Genomic DNA, 26,202 nt, shown 5'->3' on the forward strand with positions numbered 1-26,202 from the left:
ATTTAAATTCTTAATTTTAAATTAAGAATTTAAAATGTTATCAAAAATTTTATTTATGATATAATAAAACGGAGAGCGTGTTTTTATAGTAGATATAATATTGAATAAATATTATATTGTTAGTATAATTCAAAGGGAAAACAAGAATGACAAAATATTAATGAATGGAGTGATTGAGTATTGGCAGAGGTAAAAGTATCGATAGTTACTCCTGTTTATAATGTAGAGAAGTGTATAAAAAAGACAATAGAGTCAATAATAAATCAAACATATAAGGATTTTGAACTTATTTTAATAGATGATGGATCACCGGACAAAAGCATTCAGATAGCAGAAGATACTTTAAAAAATACAGATGTACAGTATAAAGTCATACATCAGGAAAATTCAGGAGTAAGTGCTGCTAGAAATAGAGGCATTGAGAAGTCAGAAGGCGAGTATATATTTTTCTTAGATTCAGACGATTATATACATAAAGATTTTTTAAAGGAAATGGCAGATAAAATAGATGAAACATCATGTGATATTTTATTTTCAGGATATAGCGAAGTTGATGCAGAGGGAAATGTTATTACATATAACAGAACTAAATGGATAGAAGGCTCAATAAGCGGAGTAGAGGCTGCAAAAAGACAGCTGCTTGATGAAATAGTAATAGGTATGAGAAATACTATGTATAAGTCATATATTATAAAAAATAATGATATTAAGTTTGATTCTAAAAGAAAATACGGCGAAGATATGGTTTTTGTAATAAAAGCTCTTATCTACGCTTATAAAGTATGTAGTGTAAATAAAGTACTAGCTTATTATGTAATATGGGAAAGTGCAGTAACACAAGTACCTTCTTTAAAACATCTTGATTGCTACTACTCATATGTAGAACTCTACATGTATATAAAAAGTCTTAAGGAATCTAAAATAGAAGGGTTATCAAAAATAGAAAAGATAGTTAGAGAACATAAAATTCCGTATTCGGTTGCTCATATTTTTTCTATGCTTTCAAGAGATGAAAGATATTTTAATGATCTTTTCAAATTTTTAGATAAAGAAGATGTACAAAAGAATTTAAAAGAATATAAAATTCAGACGATAAACAAATATCATATAAAGTATTTTATAGAAAATAAAATGATTAGATTTTGTCCTAAGTTATTTCTAAAAGTATTAAGAAAACTTAGATGATTTTTAAGGAGGATAATATAGTGAAGAATATAAAAACCATAATAGTCATACTGATAGACATGTTTATGGTAAATATGGCATATTTATTTGCAATAAATATTACACATACAGGAGCATTTAGCGTTATAGCTCAAATATATTCTCATGATGCTATAGCGGTAAGTTTAATATATTTAGTATGTTTTTATCTATTTAAAATGTATGAGAGCCTTTGGCATCTTACAGGAACAGATGAATTTTTGATGGGCGTTGGAGGAAGTATACTTGCAGGAGTTTTTTCAATTGCATATACAAGAATATTAGGAGCTACAATTCCACTTAATGTATCAGTTGTAGGAGTGCTTCTTACAATTTTCTCTGTCCTTGGATACAGAATAATATATAGAGTATACAGAAGAGCACTTTTATATATTCCTTACAAATATTCATCAGATCAGAGAAGAGTTATGATAATAGGTGCAGGATCGGCTGGAAGCATGATAATAAATGAAATGATGGCAAGAAGAGAACTTAAGTATAATCCGATTGCACTTATTGATGATGATAAAAGTAAGCTTGGAAAAAGAATTTCTGGAGTTAAGGTAATGGGAAATAGAAATGATATCCCATACATAGTAAATGAACAGCAGATAGATTTAATTTTAATAGCAATTCCTTCATTAGATGCTAAAAACAAATCTGAAATGATAGATATCTGCAAAAACACAAACTGTAAACTTAAAATAATTCCTGGAATGTATGAAATTTTAAATGGCGATGCAACAGTAAGTAGAATTAAAGATGTTGATTTAGAAGATCTTTTAGGAAGAGATCCTATCGTTCTTGATAATAAGGGAATCTCTGAATATTTAAATAACAAAACTATTCTTGTAACAGGCGGAGGCGGTTCTATAGGTTCAGAGCTATGTAGACAGATAGCAAACTTTAATCCAAAGAGACTTATAATTTTTGATATTTATGAGAATAATGCATATGATATCCAAAATGAGTTAAAAGAAAATTATCCTGATATGCCTTTATCTGTTCTTATAGGTTCTGTTCGTGATAAAGATAGACTTAATGAGATATTTACAAAGTATAAGATTGATGTTGTTTTCCATGCAGCAGCACATAAGCATGTTCCTTTAATGGAAGACAGTCCAAAAGAAGCTATAAAGAATAATGTTTTTGGAACATTAAATCTTGCAATGCAGGCAAATGCTTCAGGCGTTAAAAGATTTGTTATGATTTCTACAGATAAAGCTGTTAACCCTACAAACATCATGGGTGCAACAAAGAGATTATGTGAAATGATAATTCAAGCAATGGATAAGAAGTCAAAGACTGAATTTGTTGCAGTAAGATTTGGTAATGTCCTTGGAAGCAACGGTTCTGTTATTCCACTTTTCAAAAGACAGATTGCAAATGGCGGCCCAGTTACTGTTACACATAAAAAAATAGTAAGATACTTTATGCTTATTCCAGAAGCAGCACAGCTTGTACTTCAGGCAGGTGCATTCGCAAAGGGTGGAGAAATCTTTGTACTTGATATGGGAAAACCAGTTAAGATATATGATTTAGCTTGCGATTTAATAAGACTTTCAGGACTAGAACCTAATAAAGATATTAAGATTGTTTTTACAGGACTAAGACCTGGAGAAAAACTTTACGAAGAACTTCTTATGAGCGAAGAAGGATTAAAAGATACAAATCATAAGAAAATTTATGTTGGGAAACCTACATTTGAGAGTATGGATACATTAAAGGTAAAGCTTGATCAACTTCATGGACTTATTAATGTTGATGATATAGCTGAAGTGAAAAATCAAATGCAGAAAATTGTACCTACTTATCACTACAAAAAAGAAGATGAAATTGCAGCTGAGAATGCGGATAAGGAGTAAATTATGTTTATGACAAAAGAAAATAATATGAAAAACATACTGTTTTTTATATTTATTGTTTTAGCGGTAGCTATGGGGGTATTAAATAAGAGCTATATTGTAACTTCTATGTATGTAGTAACTTTATTTGCTATATATTTATTGTTTAAAAATGATTCTCTATATGATTTATTTTATGGAGTGCTTATGGTTTCGGTAGTATATGATTATGTATTATATGTTCCTGGAATAAAAAATATTTATATATTTCATATAGCACTTGCATTATTTACTTTAGGAACTTTAATAAAACTTATTAAGGATCCACAGATATTTTTATCAGTAAATAAATTTGCAGCATTAATTTTATTTATATGGTTTATATATATATGTGCAAGTTTTTTCTGGGCACTTAATAAATCTCTTGCAATGAAGTACATAATGATATATGTTCTTATGTTCTGTTTTATTGCAAATCTTGCAATTTATAATATAACAAAAGAGAGATTCTCTAAAACTGTAAAGCTTATTATAGGCCTTACATCTCTTATAATTATCATAGGATTTGTAGAAGCTCTTATTGGATATCAGCTTCCTGTAGAACATCATTATGACGGACTTACAGTTACATATGATGTATTAAAATTAATGGCAAGACCTCTTGCATTTTCATTTAATATAAATAATTTTGCAGCAACATTAGCTATAATGATTCCTATACTTATGTTTACAATTAATAAAACAAGGTATATATCATTAAAGATATTTCTTCTTATAATATGTTCGTTATCATTTTTAATAGTTTCACTTACAACATCAAGAACAGGAATAGTTGCAATTGGAGCATCATTAGGTATTTATGTATTATATAGCTTAATTACTATAAAAAAAGATGGTTTAATGAATATAGCATACAGCATTATTTTAATTGTAGCTTTTGCAGTTGCAGTTACTAATGGATACAGAATGTTAAATGTACATGGAGAAGATAAAATTGAACAGCAAAGCAATGATCTTTTAAGCAAGATGGATAAACTTGTAGATGATCAGGTTATAATTGGTGGAGACGGTTCTATAAATGAGAGAATCACAATAATTCACGATGTAGTTGATGATGCAATTGAAAACAAGAAGCTTTTAGGTAATGGAGCAGGAAACGTATTTCAGCTTTTATATAATAAAGGAAATACATACGGTGTATATAATCCTCACTGCTACCCAATTGAAATACTTGGAGATTTCGGAGTTATTGGTATTATAATATATGCGATATATTATTTATATCTTCTAATATCAAACATAATACTTGGAATAAAGAAAGATAATATTTATTGTCTTGCAGCAGCAACTGGGCTTATTGCTTTTGCACCTGCATCATTTGGACCAAGTTCAATTACATATGTATTTTCATACTGGATACTTATGGCTTTTGCAATATCAACAATTCAAGTAGCTAAAAAAGATAATAACAATTTATTATATAGCAGAGTTAAGGAATTTAGTTTTTACAAATAAAAGTAAAATTGAAAGAGAGAGAATATTAAATGGATAAGACAGTTTCCATAATTATTCCATGCAGGAATGAGGAAAAATATATAAAAAAGTGTATAACTTCATTTTCAAATCAGAGTTATCCACAAAATTTACTTAAAATAATAGTATCAGATGGAATGTCTACAGATAAAACAAGAGAAATAATAAAGAAATTGCAAAAAGATAATTCTAACGTTATTTTACTTGAAAATAAAGAACTTACTGCACCTAAAGGAATGAACCTTGGAATAAGATATTCTGATTCTGAAATAGTAATAATTTTTGGAGCACATGCTTTTGCAGATAAGGATTTTGTAAAAGAGAGCGTAAAGGCAGTCGTAAAAGAAAACGTAGGCTGTGCAGGAGGAGTTATTACTACTATAAATGAAACAAATAAAGGAGCAGCTATAGCAGAATCAATGAGCTGTCCATTTGGAGTAGGAAACGCTCTATTTAGATTTGCAGATAAAGAATGTTATGTTGATACAGTAGGTTTTGGAGCATATAAAAAAGAAGTTTTAAATAAAATTGGATATTTTGATGATGAGTTAGTTAGAAATCAAGATGATGAATTAAATTACAGAGTTATAAAAAGTGGTGCAAAAATACTTTTGTCACCTAAAATAAAATCTACATATTATGGTAGAAGCGATTTTAAGAAACTCTGGAGACAGTATTTTCAATATGGTTTTTGGAAAGTAAGAGTTATTCAAAAACATAAGAAACCTGCAGCTTTAAGACATCTTATTCCTATGATGTTTGTATTATTTTTAGGACCTATCGGAATATTAAGTCTTATATTTAAACTTCTTAGAATACCTTATTTATGTATATTAAGTTTATATATTCTTTTAGACTTGATATTCAGTATAAAAATTTCGCTTAAAAATAAATGGAGCTATCTATGTTATCTTATAGTAACATTCCCAATTCTTCATTTATCATACGGAATAGGATTCCTTCTTGGAATTATAAATTTTTATATGATGAAGAGTTCTAAACTTGAAGAAAAAAACAAAAAAATGTCTAGATAATTAAAAAATGACGGCTGCACTTATGTAGCCGTTAGTTTGCGTTATAACGAATTAACAATATTTTGACAAAAGAGGTGATTTTGTGAAAAGTATGCTTTTATTTCTTACAAAGAACTTTCCTTTTGATAAAGGTGAGGAATTTATTGAAGATGAAATAATTAGTCTTTCTGAAAAATTTGATAAGATTGTACTTATTGCAACAAGTGTAATAGACGATTCTAAAAAAACAAGAACAGTACCTGAAAATGTTACTGTATTTTCAATTAAAGCTTCACAAGTAAAGAAGAATCTTCTTAAAGAAACAATAAAACTTTTTCCGTATATAGATTATAATAAAATGGTATCTGAAAAAGAGAAGGAATGTATAAAAGGTTCTATTAAAAAACGAGCGTTTTTAACTTACTTTCTTTCAAAATCAAATGCTGTTTATGAGGAATGTTTAAAAATAGTAGATAAGACAGATATACTTAAATATGATTCAGTTACTTTTTATAGTTATTGGCTTTTTGATACAGCTATTGCTATATTAAGCTTAAAAAAACATTATAACATTAAAAATTCATGCGCTGTAAGTAGAACTCATAGATATGATCTTTATGCAGACAAAAACAGTTTAAAGTATCTTCCAATGCGTTATTATCTTCTAGAAAATCTCAATATGGTATACCCTTGTTCAGATGATGGAACAAAGTATTTAAAAAAGCTATACCCAAAGTGTACTGAAAACGTAGAGACAAGATATCTTGGAACTAAGGATTTTGGAGTATCTTCTATTAAAGATAAAGATGTATTTAATATCGTAAGCTGCTGCCATATCTCACCTGTAAAGAGAGTTGATCTTTTAGCTAAATCTTTAGAATGCCTTAAAGATTCAGGATTAAAACTTAAATGGACACATTTTGGTTCTGGTGAAAAACTTGAAAAGTTAAAAGCTTTTTCCAAAGAGAATTTAAGCTTTATGGATGTTAATTTTTATGGCGCTATAAAAAATGCTGATTTGATGAAGTACTATAAAAATAATTCTGCTGATGTATTTATAAATACAAGTAGTTCTGAAGGACTTCCTGTAAGTATAATGGAAGCTTGTTCTTTTGGAATACCATCTATAGCTACAGATGTTGGTGGAACATCAGAAATTGTAAAAAATGGTGAAACAGGATATCTTATAGATGCAGATTTTAAGCTATCTGCTTTAGCTTCAAGAATAAAAGAAATGGCATCAATGCCTTATGAAGAAAAGCTCAAGCTTAGAGAAAAGTGCAGAAAAATATGGGAAAATAATTTTTATGGAAAATTAAATTTTCAAAAATTTTCAGACGAAATAAAAAGTAAATCTTTATAATGAAAAGCGTTAAATATGTTATAATATAAACGTATATTATAAATTACATTCAGGAGTGACTTATGGATAAATTCAATGAAATATTAAAGAGAATATTTGATATATTTTTTTCAGCAGTAGGAATACTTGTATTGAGTCCAATTCTTATAATTATATCAATACTTATAAAAATAGGCTCTGATGGTCCTGTGTTTTTTAAGCAAATAAGAGTTGGAAAAAATGAGAAAAATTTTAAAATATTAAAGTTTAGAACGATGATTGTTGATGCTGAAAAAGTTGGAAAGCAGATAACAGTTGGAGATGATAACAGAATAACAGGCGTTGGAAAGTTTTTAAGGAAATATAAAATCGATGAACTCCCACAGCTTTTTAATGTGTTAATTGGCGATATGAGTTTAGTTGGACCAAGACCTGAAGTTCCAAGATACGTTAAAATGTATAATAAGGAACAAAAAAAAGTCTTTAAGGTAAGACCGGGAATTACGGATCTTGCGTCATTAAGATATAAAGATGAAAATGATCTTTTAGGAGAATCAGATAATCCTGAAGAATTTTACATAAAAAAGGTAATGCCAGATAAATTAGCATTAAATCTTGAATATATAAAGAAAAGTAATATAATTTTTGATATTTATATAATAATAAAAACAATAATAAAATGTATCTAAGAGCAGTATAGTACTGATGGAAGGAAGTAAATTGGAAATGAAAAAATTAAATTTTGCGATTATTGGTTGTGGAAGAATATCATATAAACATGTTGAAGCATTATATAATAATAGAGAAGAAGCAGTTTTAAAGGCAGTTTGTGACGTCATTTTAAAAAAGGCTGAATCAAAAAGAGATGAATACTTAGAAAAGATGGGCGAAGACAAAAAAGTCTCTACATATACTGATTATAAAGACATGATAGATAATGAAGATTTAGATGTCGTTACAGTAGCTACAGAGAGTGGATATCATGCAAAAATTGCTATTTATGCAATGGAACATGGAATAAATGTTATTGTAGAAAAACCTATGGCAATGTCAATTGACGATGCTAATAAAATGATAGAAGTAGCAGAAAAGAACCATGTAAAATTAAGTATATGTCATCAGAACAGATTTAATAAACCAGTAGTAAAACTTAGAGAAGCAATAGAAAACAATAAGTTCGGAAAGCTTGTAAATGGAGAAGCAAGAATTTTATGGAATAGAAACATGGATTATTATAATCAGGCTCCATGGAGAGGAACATGGAAACTTGATGGAGGAACTTTAATGAACCAGTGTATTCATAATATAGATCTTCTTCAATGGATGATGGGAGGAGAGATAGACAAAGTTTATGCAGAGTGTGATACATTCTTAAGAGATATTGAAGCAGAAGATTTTGGAACTATCTTAATTAGATTTAAAAATGGTGCAATAGGTATTGTTGAAGGTTCAGCATGCGTATATCCAAAGAATCTTGAAGAAACTTTAAGTGTATTTGGAGAAAAAGGAGCAGTATCTATCGGAGGTCTTGCAGTAAATCAGCTTGAAACTTGGAGATTTGAAGGTGATGATGAAGAAAAAGTAAAAGGCGAAGTTAATACAAAGATAGATAACGTTTATGGAAAAGGACATACTCCTTTATTTAAAAATGTAATAGATGCTATAAATAATGATACAGAGCCTCTTGTTTCAGGAAAAGAAGGAATAAAGGCAATGTCAATTATACTTGCAGCATATAAATCAAGAAAAACAGGACTTCCAGTAAAATTTCCATTTACAAACTTTAAAACAACAGACATGGAAGATACATTTGAAGGAAGAAAAAAATATAGAAAATAAAAGATAAAAGGTGGGTATGAGTTATGAAAGTTAAAAAAGCAATTATCCCTGCAGCAGGTCTAGGAACAAGATTTTTACCTGCAACAAAAGCACAACCTAAGGAAATGCTTCCAATAGTTGATAAGCCAACTATTCAGTACATTATAGAAGAAGCTGTTGCATCGGGAATAGAAGAAATACTTGTAATAACAGGTAGAAATAAAAAATGTATAGAAGATCATTTTGATAAATCAATTGAACTTGAACTTGAACTTGAAAAGTCAGGTAAAACAGAAATGCTTAATATGGTAAGAAAGATTTCTGATATGGTAGATATACATTATATAAGACAAAAAGAGCCAAAAGGTTTAGGCCATGCAATTTATTGTGCTAAAACATTTGTTGGAAATGAACCATTTGCAGTTCTTTTAGGAGACGATGTAGTTCATAGTAAAAAGCCATGCTTAAAGCAGCTTATTGACTGTTTTGATGAATACAATACAACAATACTAGGAGTGCAGCATGTAAATAAGAATGATGTATCTAAATATGGTATTGTTGAAGGAATTCATATTGAAGGAAACGTATTTAAAGCAAAAAGACTTATTGAGAAACCTAAAATTGAAGAAGCACCAAGCAATATCGCTATACTTGGAAGATATATTATAATGCCTCAAATTTTTGATGTACTTAAAAATACAAAGCCAGGTAAAAATGGAGAGATACAGCTTACAGATGCATTAAATACACTTATAGGAAGAGAAGCTATGTATGCATATAGTTTTGAAGGAAGACGTTATGACGTAGGAGACAAAATGGGATTTCTTCAGGCGACAGTAGAATATGCACTTAGAAAACCAAAGTTACGTGATAGATTTATTGAATATTTAAGTAGCAAACCATGGGACAAAATAGAATGCGAACAAAAGAATAAGCAATAATATTTTAATATGTGAGTCGAAAGTGGTGAATAATCTAGATGCCTAATTATAAAGAATTATATTTGAATCTAAAAAAAGAGTATGAATCATATCAGCTTTCCTCAGAAAAAAATTTGCAAAAATTAAGCAACAGAGTTACAAAACTCGAAAAAGATATAAGTTCGCTCAGTAATATAGTTGAAATAAGTAAATATATAAATACGTTTTTATGCAATGATAATCTCACAATGATGATTAATGATATGATAATAGGTATTTTAGGGGTTACGTATTCAACTATATTAGTAAAACAGGGGGACATGCTCTTAATAAAGAGCACAAATGTTCCTGAAAATGAAAATGCATTAATTCCACAGGAAATTGATAAAATAAATAAATACGAAAGATTTATTATAAATTCTAAAAAGCCAATAAGACCTGAAAATGAAAATAGAACTCAAATAAAATCAATAATGGGAATGCCTATAAAGCTTAGAGAAAAATTTATTGGGTATGTAATAGTAGAGCATTATATATATAATTTTATGAATGCTGAACTTGAAAAGTTTTTAAATTCAATTGCGAATCAAATAGCAGTTGCACTTGATAATTTTGAATTATATAAAAAACTTGAGGACATTACTAAAAAAGATGCACTTCTTGGAATATACAATAGAAAATACTTTTTTGAATATATGAATAGTGAAATTATTGGAAAGACAAAGAATATGTCTATTATAATGCTTGATATAGATGATTTTAAGAATGTTAATGACACTTTTGGACATCAGTTTGGTGATGAAGTTTTAAGAGTAATTACGAGTATTATAAAAAGCAGACTTACTAAAGAAGATATTCTTGCAAGATATGGTGGAGAAGAGTTTATTATATGTATGCGTGATAAAGATAGAAATGACGTATATAAAATTATAGAGAATATCAGAAAAACAGTTGGAGAAACTGATGTAAAATATCAAGAAAGTTCAAGAAAAGTAACTGTAAGTTTTGGAATTGTATTTTATTCAGAAAGTATAAATAGTGCAAATAAACTTGTAAAAGTCGCAGATAAAATGCTTTACAAAGCAAAAGAATTGGGAAAAAACAGGGTAGTTGTATCAGAATTATAAAAAAAATATGTAACTTCGATTAATTTTAAGGAGGCTCTTTATTTAAAATGAATATAAAAAAATTAAAGCTTCTTATAAAAGGTGATGAAGGAGTTAAATTAGATTTTAAGCAGCAGCTTGAATTATCTAGTGAGACAGGTAAAAAAGAACTTACAAAAGACATATGTGCTATTGCAAATTCAAATGGTGGACGAGGCTACCTTGTAATAGGTGTTGAGGACAAGACTAAAAAAATAATAGGTCTTGATGATGAAAATATGTTTAAGGAAGAGCAGGTTCAGCAGATAATAACAAGTAGATGTGAACCTCCAATTCCTATAAAGGTAGATTTTGTAAATTATAAAGAGAAGGTTATTGGAGTAATTACAATATTTGATGCACAGCAAAGACCTTATCAGGTAAGAGATAATGGGGCTTTTTATATAAGACGTGGATCAACTACAGATGTAATGAGAAAGCAAGAGCTTATATCACTTTTGGAATCAGAACTTAGTCTTACAATAGAAACGTGTCCTGTTATTCAAAGTGATATAAAAATGCTAAACATGGATATTGTGAAAAAATATTTTCAAAAGAAAGATATTGAGCTTAATGAAAAAAATGAGAAGTTTCTTTTAGTAAGTGCAGGAATTATTTCAAAACAGAGAGAAACCTGTGAGTATAAATGCACTTATGGAGGTCTTCTCGTATTTTCAGATGAAAATTATTTGAGCATACCAAATAACATAATAAAGATAGTTTATTCAAATAATGGAAAAAGTGAAGTGGCAGTAATTCAAGGAAGTTTATTATCAATGATAGAAAAGTGTATGGATACTTTAAAGAAAATTCTTCCGTCAGATTATCCTATAACTTCAGTTCTTGAAGCTATAAAAAATGCAGTTTTATATAGGGAATACTTTGCATTAAACAGAATTATAGAAGTATTTATATCTGATGATGATATAATAGTAACAAGTCCTGGTGAATTTATTAATCAGAACATAAATGGTGAAAAAACTAATTACAGCAGAAGAAATATATGGCTCTATGAGAAGATGATTACTTTAGATGATGGAAAAGGTTTTTTGAATAATGGAAATGGGCTAAAGAGAATAAAGAATTCTTTTAAGGGAAGAAGAGTAAAGTTTATAAATTCAAGAGTTGAACATAGTTTTAAAGTAATACTTCCTGGAACAAAATATAAATTAAGAGGTGATATATAGGTGTCTAAGGAAAGAATAGATTACTTTGATTATGTAAAGGGAATTGCGATTTTACTCGTTATATGGGGACATTTAAATTATTGTAATGATAATATAAGAATGTTTATATATTCATTTCATATGCCTCTTTTTTTTATAGTTTCAGGTGCATTAATTAGATACATAGGTATTGATTCGGATTTAAAAAAAGGATTAATAAAAAAATTTAAAGCACTCATTGTTCCATATTTTACATTTGGAATTTTAAGCATATTAATACAGCTTAATTTTAGTGAATTTAATGATGAAACATTTTCTTATTATATTAAAAGACTTTTAACGCTGCAAGGATTTGATGCGTTATGGTTTCTACCATCTATGTTTTTTTCTATAATAATTTTTATGGTATTAAAAAAATATATAAAAAATGATTTTATTATAGCAGGTTCATGTATTTTTTTATTTATTGTAGGTTTAACACAAAATAGTATGGAAAGCATATTTTTATTAATACTTTTCAGAGTTTTTGTTGCTCTTTTTTTTATAGCTTTTGGATATTATTTATTTGAAGTTATAAAAAAATATGATGTGCCGCTTAGTCTTTCAATTGTAGGAATGATAATAGTATATTTTGCTTCACAGTATAATGGAGATGTTGAAATTTATGCACTTCAGCTTAATAATAAATTTATTTTTATTTTTACATCTTTATTTGGTACATATTTTCTTATAAACATGTTTAAAAATGAAAAAAATAATAAGGCTCTATTATTTTTGGGAAAAAATTCACTTTTAATAATGCTTACACATCAGATTATAATAAGAGCATTTAAAAATTATGGTTTTGTCATTTCAGGACATAGAAAAATGGCACTATTTTTAGTTGTAATTGCTTTTATTGAAGTGCCTATTATCTTTATTGTTAATAAGTTTCTGCCATTTATGATTGGTAGAAAATATAAGGGCAGTATTGATAAAATTAAAGGATAATGATATTATATTTAAATAGTTATAACATAAAGTACGGAGGTTTTAATAATGTCAAACGTTTTAGATGAGTTATTAGAAAGAGGTTACATAAAACAGTTTACTCACGAAGAGGAAACAAGAAAATTATTAGAAAATGAAAAGGTAACTTTTTATATAGGATTTGATCCAACAGCAGATAGTCTTCATGTAGGTCATTTTATTGCACTTATGTTTATGGCTCATATGCAAAGAGCAGGACACAGACCAATAGCACTTTTAGGTGGAGGAACAGCTATGGTTGGTGATCCAAGTGGAAAAACTGATATGAGAAAAATGCTTACTAAAGATCAGATTCAGCATAATGTTGACCATATAAAGAAGCAGATGTCAAGATTTATTGATTTTTCAGATGGAAAAGCACTTCTTGTTAATAATGGAGACTGGCTACTTAATTTAAATTATGTAGATTTTTTAAGAGAAGTAGGAGTACATTTTACAGTAAATAAGATGCTTACTGCTGAATGTTTTAAGCAGAGAATGGAAAAAGGACTTTCATTCTTAGAATTCAACTATATGCTTATGCAGGGATATGATTTTTACGTATTAAATCAGAAATATAACTGTAAGCTTGAACTTGGTGGAGATGACCAGTGGTCAAATATGATTGCAGGTGTTAATCTTGTAAGAAAAAAGGCACAAGGTCAGGCAATGGCATTAACATGTACACTTTTAACAAACAGTCAGGGACAGAAGATGGGAAAAACAGTAGGTGGAGCTTTATGGCTTGATCCTGAAAAGACATCTCCTTATGACTTCTATCAATATTGGAGAAATGTAGATGATGCAGATGTAGAGAAATGTCTTTCACTTTTAACATTCCTTCCTATGGATGAAGTAAGAAGATTAGGCTTACTTGAAGGAGCTGAAATAAATAAGGCTAAAGAAGTTCTTGCATATGAAGTTACAAAGCTTGTTCATGGTGAAGAAGAAGCTAAAAAAGCAGATAAGGCTGCAAAAGCATTATTTGTTGGAGGAACTGATATGAGTAGTGTTCCAACAAATGAAATGGGAAAAGAAGATTTAGGTCTTCCTATTATAGATGTTTTAGCAAAGCTTAAAATTGTATCTACAAAATCTGAAGCAAGAAGATTAATTCAGCAAAATGGATTATCATTAAATGATGAAAAAGTTACAGATGTTAAGAGAACACTTACAGAAGATGATTTTAAAGATGGTTCTGCTTTAGTAAAAAGAGGAAAGAAAAATTATAACAAAATAGTTATTAAATAATTTAAAGGAAAACTTCTCTATTAATTTTATTGTATTTATTTCGATATATAATATAGTAAAGTTAATTCAGAAGTTTTTTTTATAGGAGTTTAATAATAATGCCAAGTATTAATAATATAAACAATGGATACAAAGTTAATAATAAAAAAATATCAAGTAAACTTACATTTGAAGTTGGAGAGAAATTTACAGGAAGAATAGTAGATAAAGGTGATGGAAATGATATCACAGTAAGACTTTCTGATGGATGGCAGTTTATTGCAGAGTACGATGGACCAGATGTAAATCTTGATGATATTAAGCTAGTACAGTTTCAGGTAGATGGATATAGTAATGGAAAGCTTAAATTAAAACTTATAAAATCATCAGCAAATGCTGAGGATTTAAGTAGTGATGAAAATTTTAATAATATAATTGAAAAAGAAGGACTTTCAAAAGAGGATATTAGTATTTTAAAAGATATGGTAGATCATGGTATGAGCCTTACTAAAGAAAATATTAATCTTGTTAAAGGTCTTTTACAGTTTAAAGGAAAAATTTCGCTAGATAATGAAGAGGTAAATGAATTTATTCAGAAGTTTTTAAATAGTAGAGGAGTAAGTTCTGATTCTACAGAAGGAAATAAAATAAAAGAAATATTAACTAAATTTTTTAACGAATTTCAAAGTATGTCAGAGAAAGATATTTTAACATTTATTGAAAATAATATAGATTTTTCTGAAGAAAATATAAAAAGCTTTGAAGGTCTATTTAAAAACAGTGTAGATTCGAGTACCCCACAGAAAACTATTGAAAATGTGGTTAAGAATATAAATGATCAAATTCAAAATTTATCTAAAGGAGAAAATTTAACTGACTTTCCATCAGATAAGGATATTGAGTTATTTAATAAAATGATTATGGATAATTCAAATGATACGGAAAATCTTATCAAAGAAGATAAGCAAAATATATCTTCGCCTCAAAGCCAGATGAAAGCAACTGAAACATACGTTTCAAATGATCCTGGCAAAAAGATAAATGTTATGGATCTTTTAAAGACTCTTTCGGAAAATTATGATAATGATACAAAATTTCAGCAAAACGATGAATTTGTTGAAATAAAAAATATAATACAAAATTTAGATGATGAGTCTATAAAAAATATAATAAATGATCTTAATATAGATGGTAGTTATGATGAAAATAATATAAGTAAAGAAGCTTCAAAAATTATAGATGAAGCTAATAAAGCAAAACTTGAAAATATTATTTCAAAATCGCAAAATAAAGATGTAAATCTTACTGATAGTGAATATAAAAAGATAGTTAATCTAATAAAAGAAGAGATATCTAATAGTGCAGTAAAGAATGATACTTTAAATGATACGAGTAAAAATCTATTAAAAACTGACTATAAAGATATAAAAGATAATATAAAAAATAATATTAATGAAGTAAAGGATGCTGTTAAAAATATAATAAAGCATCTTCAGTCTGATTCGAATATTACTGATAAGATAATATCAATAATAAAAAGTAATATTAGTGATATAAAAGTCTTTAATTCTATAAATGATAAATATTATTATATTAATTTTCCTATAAAGGCTCAAGATAGTGAATGTCCATGTAGAGTAATTATTAAAGACAAAAGAAAAGATGGAAAGAAAATAGATAAGACAAATGCAAGAATGATAGTTACAATAGATACAGCTAATATGGGAAAAGTAGATAATTATGTAATTATAAATAAGAATAGGCTCGATGTAAATATAAAGTGTGAACCTAATTTTGTTAGAACGATAGAAAATAAAAAAATAAATCTTATAAATGGCCTTAGCACTTTAGGATTAAATATTAATGTTTCTGTAAATCCGAAGGTTGAAGAAACAGATATAACAAACTGTAGAAAGTTTTTCAACGATTTTACTATATCAGTAATTGACACAATGGTATAATTATTTTAAGAAAGGGGTAAGTTATGAATCAGAGAAAAAAAGCTGCGGCTCTTCAATATGAATTTAATAATGAAGCTCCTGTAGTTACAGCTTATGGTATTGGAAAAATTGCAGATAATATAATAGAAAAAGCGAAAGATAATGATGTTCCTGTTGTATATAATAAGGAACTTACAAATTTATTATGTAACGTTGATGTTGGAAGCGAAATTCCTGATGAACTATATGAAGCTGTAGCACATATTATAGCTTTTGTAACAGATATTGATAAAAAATTATAGACCGAAAGGAAATTATATATGGCACTTTACACTATTTCAGATCTTCATCTTGGTTTTAATGTGGAGAAACCAATGGATGTATTTGGAGAGAAATGGAAAGATCATGCGTTTAAGATAAAAAGCAATTGGTTAAAAAAAATAAAGGATACGGATACTGTTTTGATTGCAGGGGATATTTCATGGTCTCTTAAAGAAAAAGACAGTGAATATGATTTGAATTTTATAAATGATCTTCCAGGAAGAAAAATAATAAGCAAGGGAAATCATGATTATTGGTGGGGGAGCATAAGTAAACTAAATAGTCTTTATGAAAATACGAAGTTTATCCAGAATAATTTTTATACATATAAAGATTATGCTATATGCGGTACAAGAGGTTGGATATGTCCAGGAAGTGATAAGTTTACATCTAAAGACGAAAAGATTTACTTAAGAGAGCAGATAAGGCTCAAATTATCACTAGATGAAGCTAAAAAAAATGGCTATGATAAAATAATAGTTATGATTCATTATCCACCAGTTAATGAAAAGTTTGAGGATTCAGCATTCACTGAAATTTTTAAACAGTACAATGTTGAAAAAGTAATATATGGCCATCTTCACGGAGCAGTTTTAAAAGGAAAATTATATCAAGGAATGATAGATGGAATAGAATATATGCTTACATCATCAGATTATATAGATTTTGATCCTATAAAAATAATGGACTAAGGAAAATGATAGTGCAAATGACAAATTGTTAAATGACAAAGGACAAAGAAGGTGGCAATTCCTCCGGAATTTCATTGTATGTATTTTGCGATTTTCGCAAAAAATAAAGCTTTCGCTTGAAGCGAAAGCTTTTATTTTTTGTTTCTGCACTTTAAGCAGAAACTTCTACAATTATCAATTATACATTAGCACATTATGAATTTTATCAAATTCCAAGTTTCTGTGCCTAAGTATAAAGAGCCCTATTTGTCATTTAGTATGTTCTTTTTCTTATTTGATGCATGTTTGCAGATAATATAAAAAATTCATAAATATAAATGCACTAATTGATACATTTATATTGACAAATAGCATATAATAAAGTATCTTTGTATTACAAAGAGGTGATGCAATGAATCCATATTATAACCAGAACTACACAAGAGAGCAGATAGATGCTATTCTTAATAAAATAAAAAATTGTGTGGTGAATAATAAATTTACGATTGCACTAAACAAAAATAGACAGGAAAATTTAGACTTTATTAATGAATATAATATTCGAAGTGATAAACAAAAATCAATATTATTACAGATAAAAACAGAAGATTTTTGTCATACATTGCAGAATATAAAAATTGGTTTTGAATATGAAGTTCTTTATGTTTTTGTTCCGAAGGCTCAATTATTTAATGCTGATGGAGAAGAAGAAACCGTAGATATTTACACCAAATTTAATGTGATAGATATGTCTAATGGAAGCCGTACAGTTGTAATATCTTTTCATAAACTAAACAAGCCGATTGATTACTTATTTAAGTAAGTCGGAAATTGAAAGGAGACGCTATTATGAGTGAAAGAAAAGTATTTTGCGAAGAATGTAGAAATGATGTTGCTTTTACTATTAATGAAAAGAAAATGGAAGGTACTATTAAAGGTGAAAAATATTCTTATATTGGAAAAGAAGCACGTTGTGTAGATTGCGGCTCAAAGATTTATGTTGCAGAGGTAAATGATTTTAATTTGAAAGAGTTATATGATGCATATAGAGAAAAGAATAATATCGTATCGCTTAAGGTGATTTTAGCAATTCCTGAAAAATATTCGATTGGAAAAAGACCACTTTCCCTTTTACTTGGTTGGGGAGAACAGACATTTTCTAGATATTGCGATGGAGATATGCCAACAAAGCAGTATTCTGAAATTCTGCAAAAGCTCTATGATGATTCAGCTTATTATGCAGAAATATTAGAAAATAATAAAGGAAATTTGAAAACTACTGCATCTTATGAGAAGAGCAAAAGAGCAGTAAATAAACTTCTTGGAAGAACTCAGAATACAAAGACAAAGATAGATTTAGCAATTGAATATTTGTTGAGTCAATGTGAAGACATCACGCCATTAGCATTACAGAAAGCACTATATTATATTCAGGGATTTTATTATGCTTTTTACAAAACATTTCTTTTTTCTGAGGAGTGTGAAGCATGGGTTCATGGGCCTGTCTATCGAGATATATATTATAGGTATCGGGATTATAGATTTGATTCTATTGAAGGAAATGACGAATTTGATGATTCAGTATTTTCTTCATCTGAAAAAGCAATTTTAGATAGTGTGATAAAGAATATTTGTTGCTATAGTGGAAAAGTTCTTGAAGCATTTACACATTCAGAAACTCCTTGGCTTTCAACTAGAGGAGAACTTTCGCTTACTACAGCATCAGATAAAATTATTGAGAAAGAACTTATAGGAACTTACTTTAGTGCTGTTAAAGAAAAGTACAATATGATTAATACAAATGATATTAAAGGATATACTCAGAAAATGTTTGAACAGATTTAGAACGTTTAATGGACAAATGACAAATTGTTAAATGACAAAGGACTTTTCAAATGACAAATTGTTAAAGGACAAAGGACAAAGAAGGTGGAAATTCCGTAGGAATTTCAATTTATGTATTTTGAGATTCTCTCAAAATACAAAAGCTTTCGCCTGAAGCGAAAGCTCAATATATTTTAGTTTCTGCGACTGAGCAGAAACAACCCTCTTTGTCATTTGTCAATTGTGCTTTGTCATTTGTCTTGTCCTTTTATTTCATATTTAAGATTTCTAGCCATGTCTTTTACTCTGTAAGAAGAATTAAAGCTTGTCAAAACTTTTGAAATCCATTTCAAAGCTTCTTCTTTATTATCTATTCTATAATTTAAATTTCCAAGAAGGTATATAAGAGAATCTCTTTGCAGACCATATACAGGAAGATCTTCTTTGTAGTATGTACTGCTAAAACAATCGATTGCTTGTTTTATATACTGCTTTTCGTTTGAAGTATCTTCTAAAAGCCTGTACATCCATGCCATTTTAAGAAGTATCATTGCTTTTGTACTATCATTTAAATTGGCGAGAACAGCTGTTAGAAGCGCTAATTTATATCTTTTTATTGCTATATGTTCATTTGAAATTACAGTTAATTCTCTTGGAGACCATTTAGGAGTTATATTATCTAATACATCTTGTTTTTTATAAGACTTTATCTTTTCAAAATCAGCTTTCATTGCTGAATATCCACAAGAATTGCATATCCATACATCATAAAAGTAAGGATTTATTACTGAATAGCGCATAAAAAAATCACTATCTCGTGATAATATACGAGGTGATTTAGATTTTACAACTTTTACTTTAAATTTTGCCCCACATACAGGACAAACAACTTCTTTGTCAAATAAGTGATTTAAAATGTTAGTATCATACATATTGTCAGCTCCAAAATTAATAATATGTATTTATTATAGCATAAATATATATTATTTTTACAAATTAAGTTTGTTTTTTGTTATAATACTAGTGATGTATTAAGAATTTAAGGGATGAAGCAAAATGGCGATACAAGATTGGAAAAATTTTTTAATGCCTTATGAACAGGCAGTTGAAGAACTAAAAGTAAAATTAAGGTCTATAAGAAAAGAGTATAGAAAAAAGAATGAGTATTCACCTATAGAGTTTGTTACGGGGAGAGTCAAAGAAGTATCAAGTATGCTTGAAAAAGCAAATAAATTTGAGATACCAATTGATAGAATACAGTATGAACTTGAGGATATTGCAGGAATAAGAATAATGTGTCAGTTTGTTGATGACATTGATACTGTTGTTAATCTTTTAAGAAATAGAAAAGATATGCAGATATTATATGAAAAGGATTATGTAACAAATGTTAAAGAGAGTGGTTACAGAAGTTATCATATGTTAATTAAGTATCCTGTTAATATGGCAGAAGGACTTAAGTTTATTTTAGCAGAATTTCAAATAAGAACTCTTGCTATGAACTTCTGGGCAACAATTGAACATTCGCTTAATTATAAATATAAACACCATATACCTGATGAATTAAAGACAAAACTTAAAAGTTCTGCTGATGCAGCATTTAAACTTGATGAAGAGATGCTCGAAATAAAAGATGAAATAAAAGATGCACAGAAGCTTTTTGAAGTTAAGTCTCATCTTATTTCAAGTATTATGAATGGTCTTTTAACTTTAATATCTTTAGGTAAAAATGCTGATGCGGCAAGGTATCAGAAAATCTTAAACAAGCTAATAGATGAAGGAGAAGTATGGGAGCTTAATAATCTTTTAACTGATGTAAAAAAAGAAATAGAAAAGTATAGGGATTAATATTTTAAGGAGCATGACTTATTATGAAAATAGAAGACATCTTATTAAAGCTTAAAGATAATCCATCATTTGTTAGAGAAATAAAAGACAGAGATGATTATTATAAAATCTGTTTACAAATGATAAAAGAAGATGGAGCATTTATTAAATATATAGAAAATCCTACTGAACAGATGCAGATAGAAGCTATAAGAAAAATGCCAATATCAGTTAAATATATAGATGATTTAACTGAGAATGCAGCTATATTTGCAGTTAAAAGCTCATGGAATACACTTTCATATATAAAAAATCCTTCAGAAAAAGTCTTATCTGAGGCAGTAAATGCAAAAGGGTGGGCTATAAGGTATATAAAAAATCCATCTGAAAAGCTAAAGATAGATGCAGTAGAAAACGATTATGATGCAATAAAATATATAGAAAATCCATCACTTTTAGTACAGCTAGAAGCAGTTAAAAACTACTATCTTGCAATAAAGTATATAAAAAATCCAAATAAAGAAGCAGTTCTATTAGCAGTTAAAAGTGATGCACAGGCAATAAATTATATACCTTCATATACTTTAGATGATTTAAAAGATTTTATAAGGGTTAACATAAACGTAGTTAAATATGTTTATGAAAGTATAGATATATCTATTGTTATTGACGTTCTTAAAGAAAAACTTAAAGATGAAAATTTAGATAAAGATTATCTTAAGAATTTTTTAGAACTTGAGATTCTCGATATGGATAAGATTAATTTTATAAATGATTATGGATGCAAAAATGTAAAGAAATTAACAGTAGATTATGAACTTGAAATATAATCTTTTAGGAGGAAAAAATGAACTTTAAAGATGCTTATGAAGCTGTAAGTCTTGTTATAGAATCGAATGATGTTCCTCTTATTATAGGACATAGTGGAATTGGTAAGACTTCTCTTGTAAAAAAGCTTGCAGATGATAATAATTATATGCTTGTAACAATAGATGCTAATTTATTAAAGGAAGGTGAGATAGGTGGCCTTCCAATGATAGAAAACGGTGTGACAGTCTATGCAGTTCATAGTAAATTAAGAAAGACAAGTGAGCTATTAAAAAGCAGTGATAAGGATTTAATATTATTTATTGATGAATTAAATAGGTGTGATCATGCAGTAGCACAGGAGCTTATGAATCTTATTTTAAATAGGGAGATAAACGGGTATGTATTATCAGATAGAGTAAAGGTAATAGCCGCTATGAACCCTTCAAATAGAAATGATGGTTTTTATGACACAAGCTACGAAGTATCAGATTTGGATCCAGCTCAGGAAGATAGATTTGTATTTATAAGGCTTGATTCAGATGTACACGAGTGGATTAAATGGGCTATGAGCGGCAGTGGAAATATAGATTTAGATATTATCGAATTTATTTCAAACTTTCCTGATTATTTAAATAAACCTACAATAGAAGAAACTATAAAGCCTACACCAAGAAGCTGGGAGAGGGTATCTAAATCATATAAAGTTTATAAAAATTCAGAAAAGAAATATTCATTTGATACATTTTTAAATACTGTAAAAGGAAATGTAGGAGTTTCTATAGCAAACGATTTAGCTACATTTTTAATGAACTTAAAAAAGCCTTTTGTAACTGCAAAGAAGATATTTAAGTATGGAGTTATAAGTGATGATTTAAAGAATATGTTATTAAAAGAGAGCCACTCAAGGCTTTACATATTATTTAAAGATTCAGTAAAATATCTTATGGAAAATGGAGCCTCTTCTGATTATAAGCTTTTCTCAGAACTTTTAGATTGCTATCCAAGAGATTTAAGGCTTGGAATAATGAAAGAAATAAAGAGAGATTATACTTTTTTATATAATAAACTTCTTGATGAGGATAGATTTATAGAATCATTTTTTAATATTTATAAGTAGTAAAGAGGATTGAAGATAATGGATTTTAAGTCAAAGCGTGTTTCACTTCTTCAAAGAGCATATAAAAATTCTAATAATAAAGAGTTTGATGAACAGTTTACTTTTGATTTCTTTTCACTTATAGAAGATGTTGTGCTTTATATGTCATCATCTGAGGATTCATTTTTTGGATATTTTATGATGAATATAAAGAGAAAAATAAGATGTGATATAGAATCTCCTATAGCAGTCATACCTAAAAGAGATGGGTTTAACATGTATTTTAATCCGCATATTTTTCTTGAGTGTACAAAAAAAGAAATGGCAGCATTATTTAAGCATGAGATATATCATATTATGTATATGCATTATACACGTGCAAAGAAGATGCTTCAGAGTATATCAAAGGAAGCCTGTGAAGTGGCACTTGATATTTCTATAAATCAGTATATAAATAATCTTCCGCTTTGGAGTAGAAAATTAAATAAAGTAGAGCGTGAATATAACGTATCTCTTATGCCTGACAAAACTGCAGAGGAGTATGGAAAGATAATAAATAAATCTATTAAATTAAGAGAAAAGTCTAAAGATTATAGTAAAGATAAAAATAATGATAAGAAGATAAATGATTTTGAATTAAAAGACAGTCATAAATTGTGGGAAGAGAGCAATCTTAATTACGATGAAATACGTTCTCTTATAAAGAAAACAGCTTTTTCAAAGGTAATAAAAAATATACCAGAAGGTCTTGAAGAGCCTATAAAAGCGCTTATTTATACTCCTGAAATTCCATGGCAAAACGTACTTAAAATGCAGATAACAAAAGTTAAATCAGGCTATAAAAAGACAACAGCACGTCTTAATAGAAGACAGCCTAATCGTTATGATTTAAGAGGAAATCTTCCAGAGAAAAAATCAAAGATTGCTGTAGTTATAGATATAAGTGCAAGTATAAGCGAAGATGAGATGAAAAAGTTTTTAATTGAAATTATATCAATTGTAAAAAATAATGAGTCAGAGATAACAGTTATAGAATGTGATGATAAAATAAGAAGCGTTTATAAATTAAAAGATGAAAATGATATAAAAAAGAGATCAAAAAATAATGGAAGTACACTTTATTCACCTGTTTTTGAGTATTTAAAAGAGAATAGAATGAAAGATTATTTAGTTATTTATTTTACAGATGGAGTTTCAGAGAAGAAACTTTCTATAAAACCTGTAAATAGGAAAATAATATGGGTTATTTCAGGATCTGAAGAATTTTCTTTAAAAGAATCATATGGAATAGTTAAAAGAATAAATAAAGATAAGAAAAAAGTAGAAGGCTCTATAAGTCTTGAAATGGTTAATTCTGTTATTCATGACTGGGCACGATAAAAGTATTTAAATTTAATTAAAATTTGTGTATAATTATATATAATATAGATACAGAAAAAAATTTATATTACTTCAAATATTTGGAAAGGGAAAATTCTTATGTTTTAAGTAACATGGATTATTTAGGTGACTTTATATATGAAAAGTTATAAATATGTCGATATAAAATTCACTCTTAGTATTCTGCTTGTAATAAGCATAGTTGCGAATATTTATTATTTTGTTATAAATAGGAGCTATAGATATGAATCTGAGAAATATGCATATACTGCAATAACTGATATACGTGATAAAAATGAAATTAATTATAATATTATTAATAAAGGAATACAGGCTGGTTTTATAAGCAATACGAATTTATTAAGGTTATATAAAAATTATGAAAGTATAGATTCTGATTTAGTATTACTAGGGAAGCAGTATTCTGAACATGTAAAAGAATCAATCCCATTTTTTTATAAAAAGATAGACAAGGTTAAAGTGTTTGATAAATTAGAATATGATAATATTACAGAATATATTTTATCAAATCTTAATGAAACAATGGAAACTGAAGAAAAAGGTCTTACTTTAGGAAGTAATGAAACTTATTATGCTGATGTTTTATCTAAGATGGCAACTGAACTTAAAACTTACTTTGAAGATTTTGATAATAAGTATCTTCAGAATATTCCAGCTGAAAAGAGAGAAAAGATTATAATAAATAAACATTATTGGATAGATATGATTAATGGAATGAGTAATATAAATGAAAAATATGGAAATGTTGAATGGAAACTTAAAGAAGAAATTAATAAGGAAGAGAGTAGTGAAAAATAAAAAATAAAAAGGCTGACTTAATTTAAGTCAGCCTATAGATATAAATTTAATAATCTTTAGTTAATTATTTTAGTGACATCCAGAACAATCTCCACTACATCCACAAGATGGAGGAGCGATAACTGGCTTTAATGATAAACCGTATTCGTTGTTATCAATGATAAATCCGCCGAATTCATCAATTAAATCTTTCTGCATTATAAATGTTATATCATTTACTGTTTCTGTTACATCATCTTCTGATGGTTTTGAAACAGATATGTTAAATGCTGGACCACTGCATGAATTTCCTGCAAAATTTATTCTTATATTAAAGTCGCTAATATTATTTTCTTCTAGAAAAGATTTAAATTCGTTATAAGATTCTTCACTAATTGTAATTTTTTTAATATCACTCATTATAGTACACCTCTTTCTTTAATCTTGATTTACTGAATTCAGTATATCATATATAATTAAAAATAAAAAGAGATTTTATCATTTAAGGAGAAGCAATGAAACCGTACAGTTATGATTATGCATTAGAGCAGATGAAATTATTCAATAGTTTAATAAAAGAAAAGTCTTTTGGAAAATGTTCAATTGAGAAAAAGACTGAATACGCTTTAGAAGATGAAGGATATATGTATAAAATACATAAGAAAACCAAGTCTAACCATATAATTTTAAAAAATGGTGAAGAAGTTCTTATGGATCTTTGCAAAAAAGAAATTCAAGGTGCATTTGTATCTATAAAGATGGCTAAAGGCAAAGTAGCTGTTGCAGGACTTGGTCTTGGATATGTACCTTATATTATGGCTCTTAAAAAAGAAGTCAGTAAGGTAATAGTTTATGAGAAAAATAAAGACGTTATAGAGTTATATAATAGAAATTTTAAATATAATCCTAAAATAGATATTATAAACATAGATGCTTTTGAAGCGAAATCAGAACATTTTGATTTTTATTATGTCGATATATATAATTATGAATTATCAGATAAAGTAGTTTATGATTATGAAAAACTTAATAAACTTCATCAAATTGAAGAATATTCTTTTTGGGGTATAGAACATTTTCTACTTAGCTGTAATTATAACGATATAATGTTTGTATATCTTCCAGAAGGATGGGCATATATGGCAAAATTCATGTATGGTGAACTTGAATCACACGGATATTTAGATTATTACTATCCACTTGATGCGGATTTAGTAAGAGATGTGTTGATGAAATTTAAAAAAATACTAAATTAATTGACAAACGACAAAGCACAAAGGACAAAGGACAAAGAGGGAAGTTTCTGCTCAAAG

At 28.0% G+C, this 26,202-nt stretch carries 25 protein-coding genes; 23 read left to right on the forward strand and 2 right to left on the reverse strand.

Translation table 11 applies throughout. From position 1 onward, the window contains the following. The first annotated feature begins 180 nt into the window (after positions 1 to 180). The 17 genes from MTX53_RS02260 (at position 181) to MTX53_RS02340 (ending at position 18,999) form a co-directional block, all read left to right on the forward strand. The gene (locus MTX53_RS02260; RefSeq protein WP_244834588.1) at positions 181 to 1,185 is read left to right on the forward strand and encodes a glycosyltransferase family 2 protein; all 1,005 of its coding nucleotides are present in this window, start codon (positions 181 to 183) and stop codon (positions 1,183 to 1,185) included. A 20-nt stretch (positions 1,186 to 1,205) separates the two neighbouring features. Next, positions 1,206 to 3,068, forward strand: coding sequence for a nucleoside-diphosphate sugar epimerase/dehydratase (locus MTX53_RS02265; RefSeq protein ID WP_244834590.1), 1,863 nt, complete (start codon positions 1,206 to 1,208; stop codon positions 3,066 to 3,068). A 3-nt stretch (positions 3,069 to 3,071) separates the two neighbouring features. Beyond that, entirely contained in the window at positions 3,072 to 4,562 is a 1,491-nt protein-coding gene (locus MTX53_RS02270; protein WP_244834592.1) for an O-antigen ligase family protein, read from the forward strand. A gap of 29 nt (positions 4,563 to 4,591) precedes the next feature. Continuing rightward, a complete protein-coding gene (locus MTX53_RS02275; protein ID WP_244834593.1) occupies positions 4,592 to 5,614 on the forward strand; it encodes a glycosyltransferase family 2 protein in 1,023 nt (340 codons plus the stop codon). Positions 5,615 to 5,705: 91 nt separating this feature from the next. Then, positions 5,706 to 6,956, forward strand: a complete 1,251-nt coding sequence (locus MTX53_RS02280; RefSeq protein ID WP_244835441.1) for a glycosyltransferase — start codon at positions 5,706 to 5,708, stop codon at positions 6,954 to 6,956. Positions 6,957 to 7,018: 62 nt separating this feature from the next. Further along, positions 7,019 to 7,624, forward strand: coding sequence for a sugar transferase (locus MTX53_RS02285; RefSeq protein ID WP_244834594.1), 606 nt, complete (start codon positions 7,019 to 7,021; stop codon positions 7,622 to 7,624). Positions 7,625 to 7,661: 37 nt separating this feature from the next. Then, the gene (locus MTX53_RS02290; protein WP_244834595.1) at positions 7,662 to 8,774 is read left to right on the forward strand and encodes a Gfo/Idh/MocA family oxidoreductase; all 1,113 of its coding nucleotides are present in this window, start codon (positions 7,662 to 7,664) and stop codon (positions 8,772 to 8,774) included. A gap of 23 nt (positions 8,775 to 8,797) precedes the next feature. Beyond that, positions 8,798 to 9,694: a UTP--glucose-1-phosphate uridylyltransferase GalU gene (gene galU, locus MTX53_RS02295; protein ID WP_244834596.1), complete on the forward strand. Its 897-nt coding sequence runs from the start codon at positions 8,798 to 8,800 to the stop codon at positions 9,692 to 9,694. 38 nt (positions 9,695 to 9,732) lie between these two features. Further along, positions 9,733 to 10,800, forward strand: coding sequence for a sensor domain-containing diguanylate cyclase (locus MTX53_RS02300; RefSeq protein WP_244834597.1), 1,068 nt, complete (start codon positions 9,733 to 9,735; stop codon positions 10,798 to 10,800). 47 nt (positions 10,801 to 10,847) lie between these two features. Beyond that, a complete protein-coding gene (locus MTX53_RS02305) occupies positions 10,848 to 12,005 on the forward strand; it encodes an RNA-binding domain-containing protein (protein WP_244834598.1) in 1,158 nt (385 codons plus the stop codon). Beyond that, positions 12,006 to 12,974: an acyltransferase family protein gene (locus tag MTX53_RS02310; RefSeq protein ID WP_244834600.1), complete on the forward strand. Its 969-nt coding sequence runs from the start codon at positions 12,006 to 12,008 to the stop codon at positions 12,972 to 12,974. It abuts the gene before it with no gap. A gap of 48 nt (positions 12,975 to 13,022) precedes the next feature. Continuing rightward, positions 13,023 to 14,243: a tyrosine--tRNA ligase gene (tyrS, locus tag MTX53_RS02315; protein ID WP_244834602.1), complete on the forward strand. Its 1,221-nt coding sequence runs from the start codon at positions 13,023 to 13,025 to the stop codon at positions 14,241 to 14,243. 98 nt (positions 14,244 to 14,341) lie between these two features. Then, positions 14,342 to 16,183, forward strand: a complete 1,842-nt coding sequence (locus MTX53_RS02320; protein ID WP_244834603.1) for a flagellar hook-length control protein FliK — start codon at positions 14,342 to 14,344, stop codon at positions 16,181 to 16,183. A gap of 23 nt (positions 16,184 to 16,206) precedes the next feature. Next, on the forward strand, positions 16,207 to 16,464 hold the full coding sequence (locus MTX53_RS02325) for an EscU/YscU/HrcU family type III secretion system export apparatus switch protein (protein ID WP_244834605.1): 258 nt from the start codon (positions 16,207 to 16,209) through the stop codon (positions 16,462 to 16,464). An 18-nt stretch (positions 16,465 to 16,482) separates the two neighbouring features. Next, positions 16,483 to 17,175 (forward strand): metallophosphoesterase, encoded by a 693-nt coding sequence (locus MTX53_RS02330; RefSeq protein ID WP_244834607.1) that lies wholly within the window; start codon positions 16,483 to 16,485, stop codon positions 17,173 to 17,175. A gap of 391 nt (positions 17,176 to 17,566) precedes the next feature. Continuing rightward, on the forward strand, positions 17,567 to 17,977 hold the full coding sequence (locus MTX53_RS02335) for a hypothetical protein (RefSeq protein WP_244834608.1): 411 nt from the start codon (positions 17,567 to 17,569) through the stop codon (positions 17,975 to 17,977). A gap of 26 nt (positions 17,978 to 18,003) precedes the next feature. After that, positions 18,004 to 18,999: a type II toxin-antitoxin system antitoxin SocA domain-containing protein gene (locus MTX53_RS02340; RefSeq protein WP_244834610.1), complete on the forward strand. Its 996-nt coding sequence runs from the start codon at positions 18,004 to 18,006 to the stop codon at positions 18,997 to 18,999. A 230-nt stretch (positions 19,000 to 19,229) separates the two neighbouring features. Here the strand turns inward: MTX53_RS02340 and MTX53_RS02345 are convergent, their stop codons facing one another. After that, positions 19,230 to 19,910 carry a DUF2225 domain-containing protein gene (locus MTX53_RS02345; protein WP_244834612.1) on the reverse strand — a complete coding sequence of 227 codons (681 nt, stop codon included), beginning with the start codon at positions 19,908 to 19,910 and terminating at the stop codon, positions 19,230 to 19,232. Between the two features lie 124 nt (positions 19,911 to 20,034). On the opposite strand from MTX53_RS02345, the gene MTX53_RS02350 reads away from it, so the two are divergent. From MTX53_RS02350 to MTX53_RS02370, 5 genes are all read left to right on the forward strand, one after another. Beyond that, entirely contained in the window at positions 20,035 to 20,826 is a 792-nt protein-coding gene (locus tag MTX53_RS02350) for a GTP pyrophosphokinase family protein (RefSeq protein WP_244834614.1), read from the forward strand. A gap of 23 nt (positions 20,827 to 20,849) precedes the next feature. Then, positions 20,850 to 21,635, forward strand: a complete 786-nt coding sequence (locus MTX53_RS02355) for a hypothetical protein (RefSeq protein WP_244834616.1) — start codon at positions 20,850 to 20,852, stop codon at positions 21,633 to 21,635. 17 nt (positions 21,636 to 21,652) lie between these two features. Beyond that, the gene (locus tag MTX53_RS02360; RefSeq protein WP_244834617.1) at positions 21,653 to 22,732 is read left to right on the forward strand and encodes an AAA family ATPase; all 1,080 of its coding nucleotides are present in this window, start codon (positions 21,653 to 21,655) and stop codon (positions 22,730 to 22,732) included. Positions 22,733 to 22,750: 18 nt separating this feature from the next. After that, positions 22,751 to 24,091 (forward strand): VWA-like domain-containing protein, encoded by a 1,341-nt coding sequence (locus tag MTX53_RS02365; RefSeq protein ID WP_244834619.1) that lies wholly within the window; start codon positions 22,751 to 22,753, stop codon positions 24,089 to 24,091. 138 nt (positions 24,092 to 24,229) lie between these two features. Continuing rightward, positions 24,230 to 24,910 (forward strand): hypothetical protein, encoded by a 681-nt coding sequence (locus MTX53_RS02370; protein ID WP_244834620.1) that lies wholly within the window; start codon positions 24,230 to 24,232, stop codon positions 24,908 to 24,910. 69 nt (positions 24,911 to 24,979) lie between these two features. On the opposite strand, the gene MTX53_RS02375 is transcribed toward MTX53_RS02370, so the two are convergent. Further along, the gene (locus tag MTX53_RS02375) at positions 24,980 to 25,300 is read right to left on the reverse strand and encodes a HesB-like protein (RefSeq protein WP_244835442.1); all 321 of its coding nucleotides are present in this window, start codon (positions 25,298 to 25,300) and stop codon (positions 24,980 to 24,982) included. Between the two features lie 104 nt (positions 25,301 to 25,404). Here MTX53_RS02375 and MTX53_RS02380 point away from each other — a divergent pair, with 104 nt between their 5' ends. Further along, positions 25,405 to 26,145 carry a hypothetical protein gene (locus MTX53_RS02380; RefSeq protein WP_244834621.1) on the forward strand — a complete coding sequence of 247 codons (741 nt, stop codon included), beginning with the start codon at positions 25,405 to 25,407 and terminating at the stop codon, positions 26,143 to 26,145. Positions 26,146 to 26,202 lie beyond the last annotated feature (57 nt).

The sequence above is a fragment of the Clostridium sp. BJN0001 genome (assembly GCF_022869825.1).
Lineage (GTDB): Bacteria > Bacillota > Clostridia > Clostridiales > Clostridiaceae > Clostridium.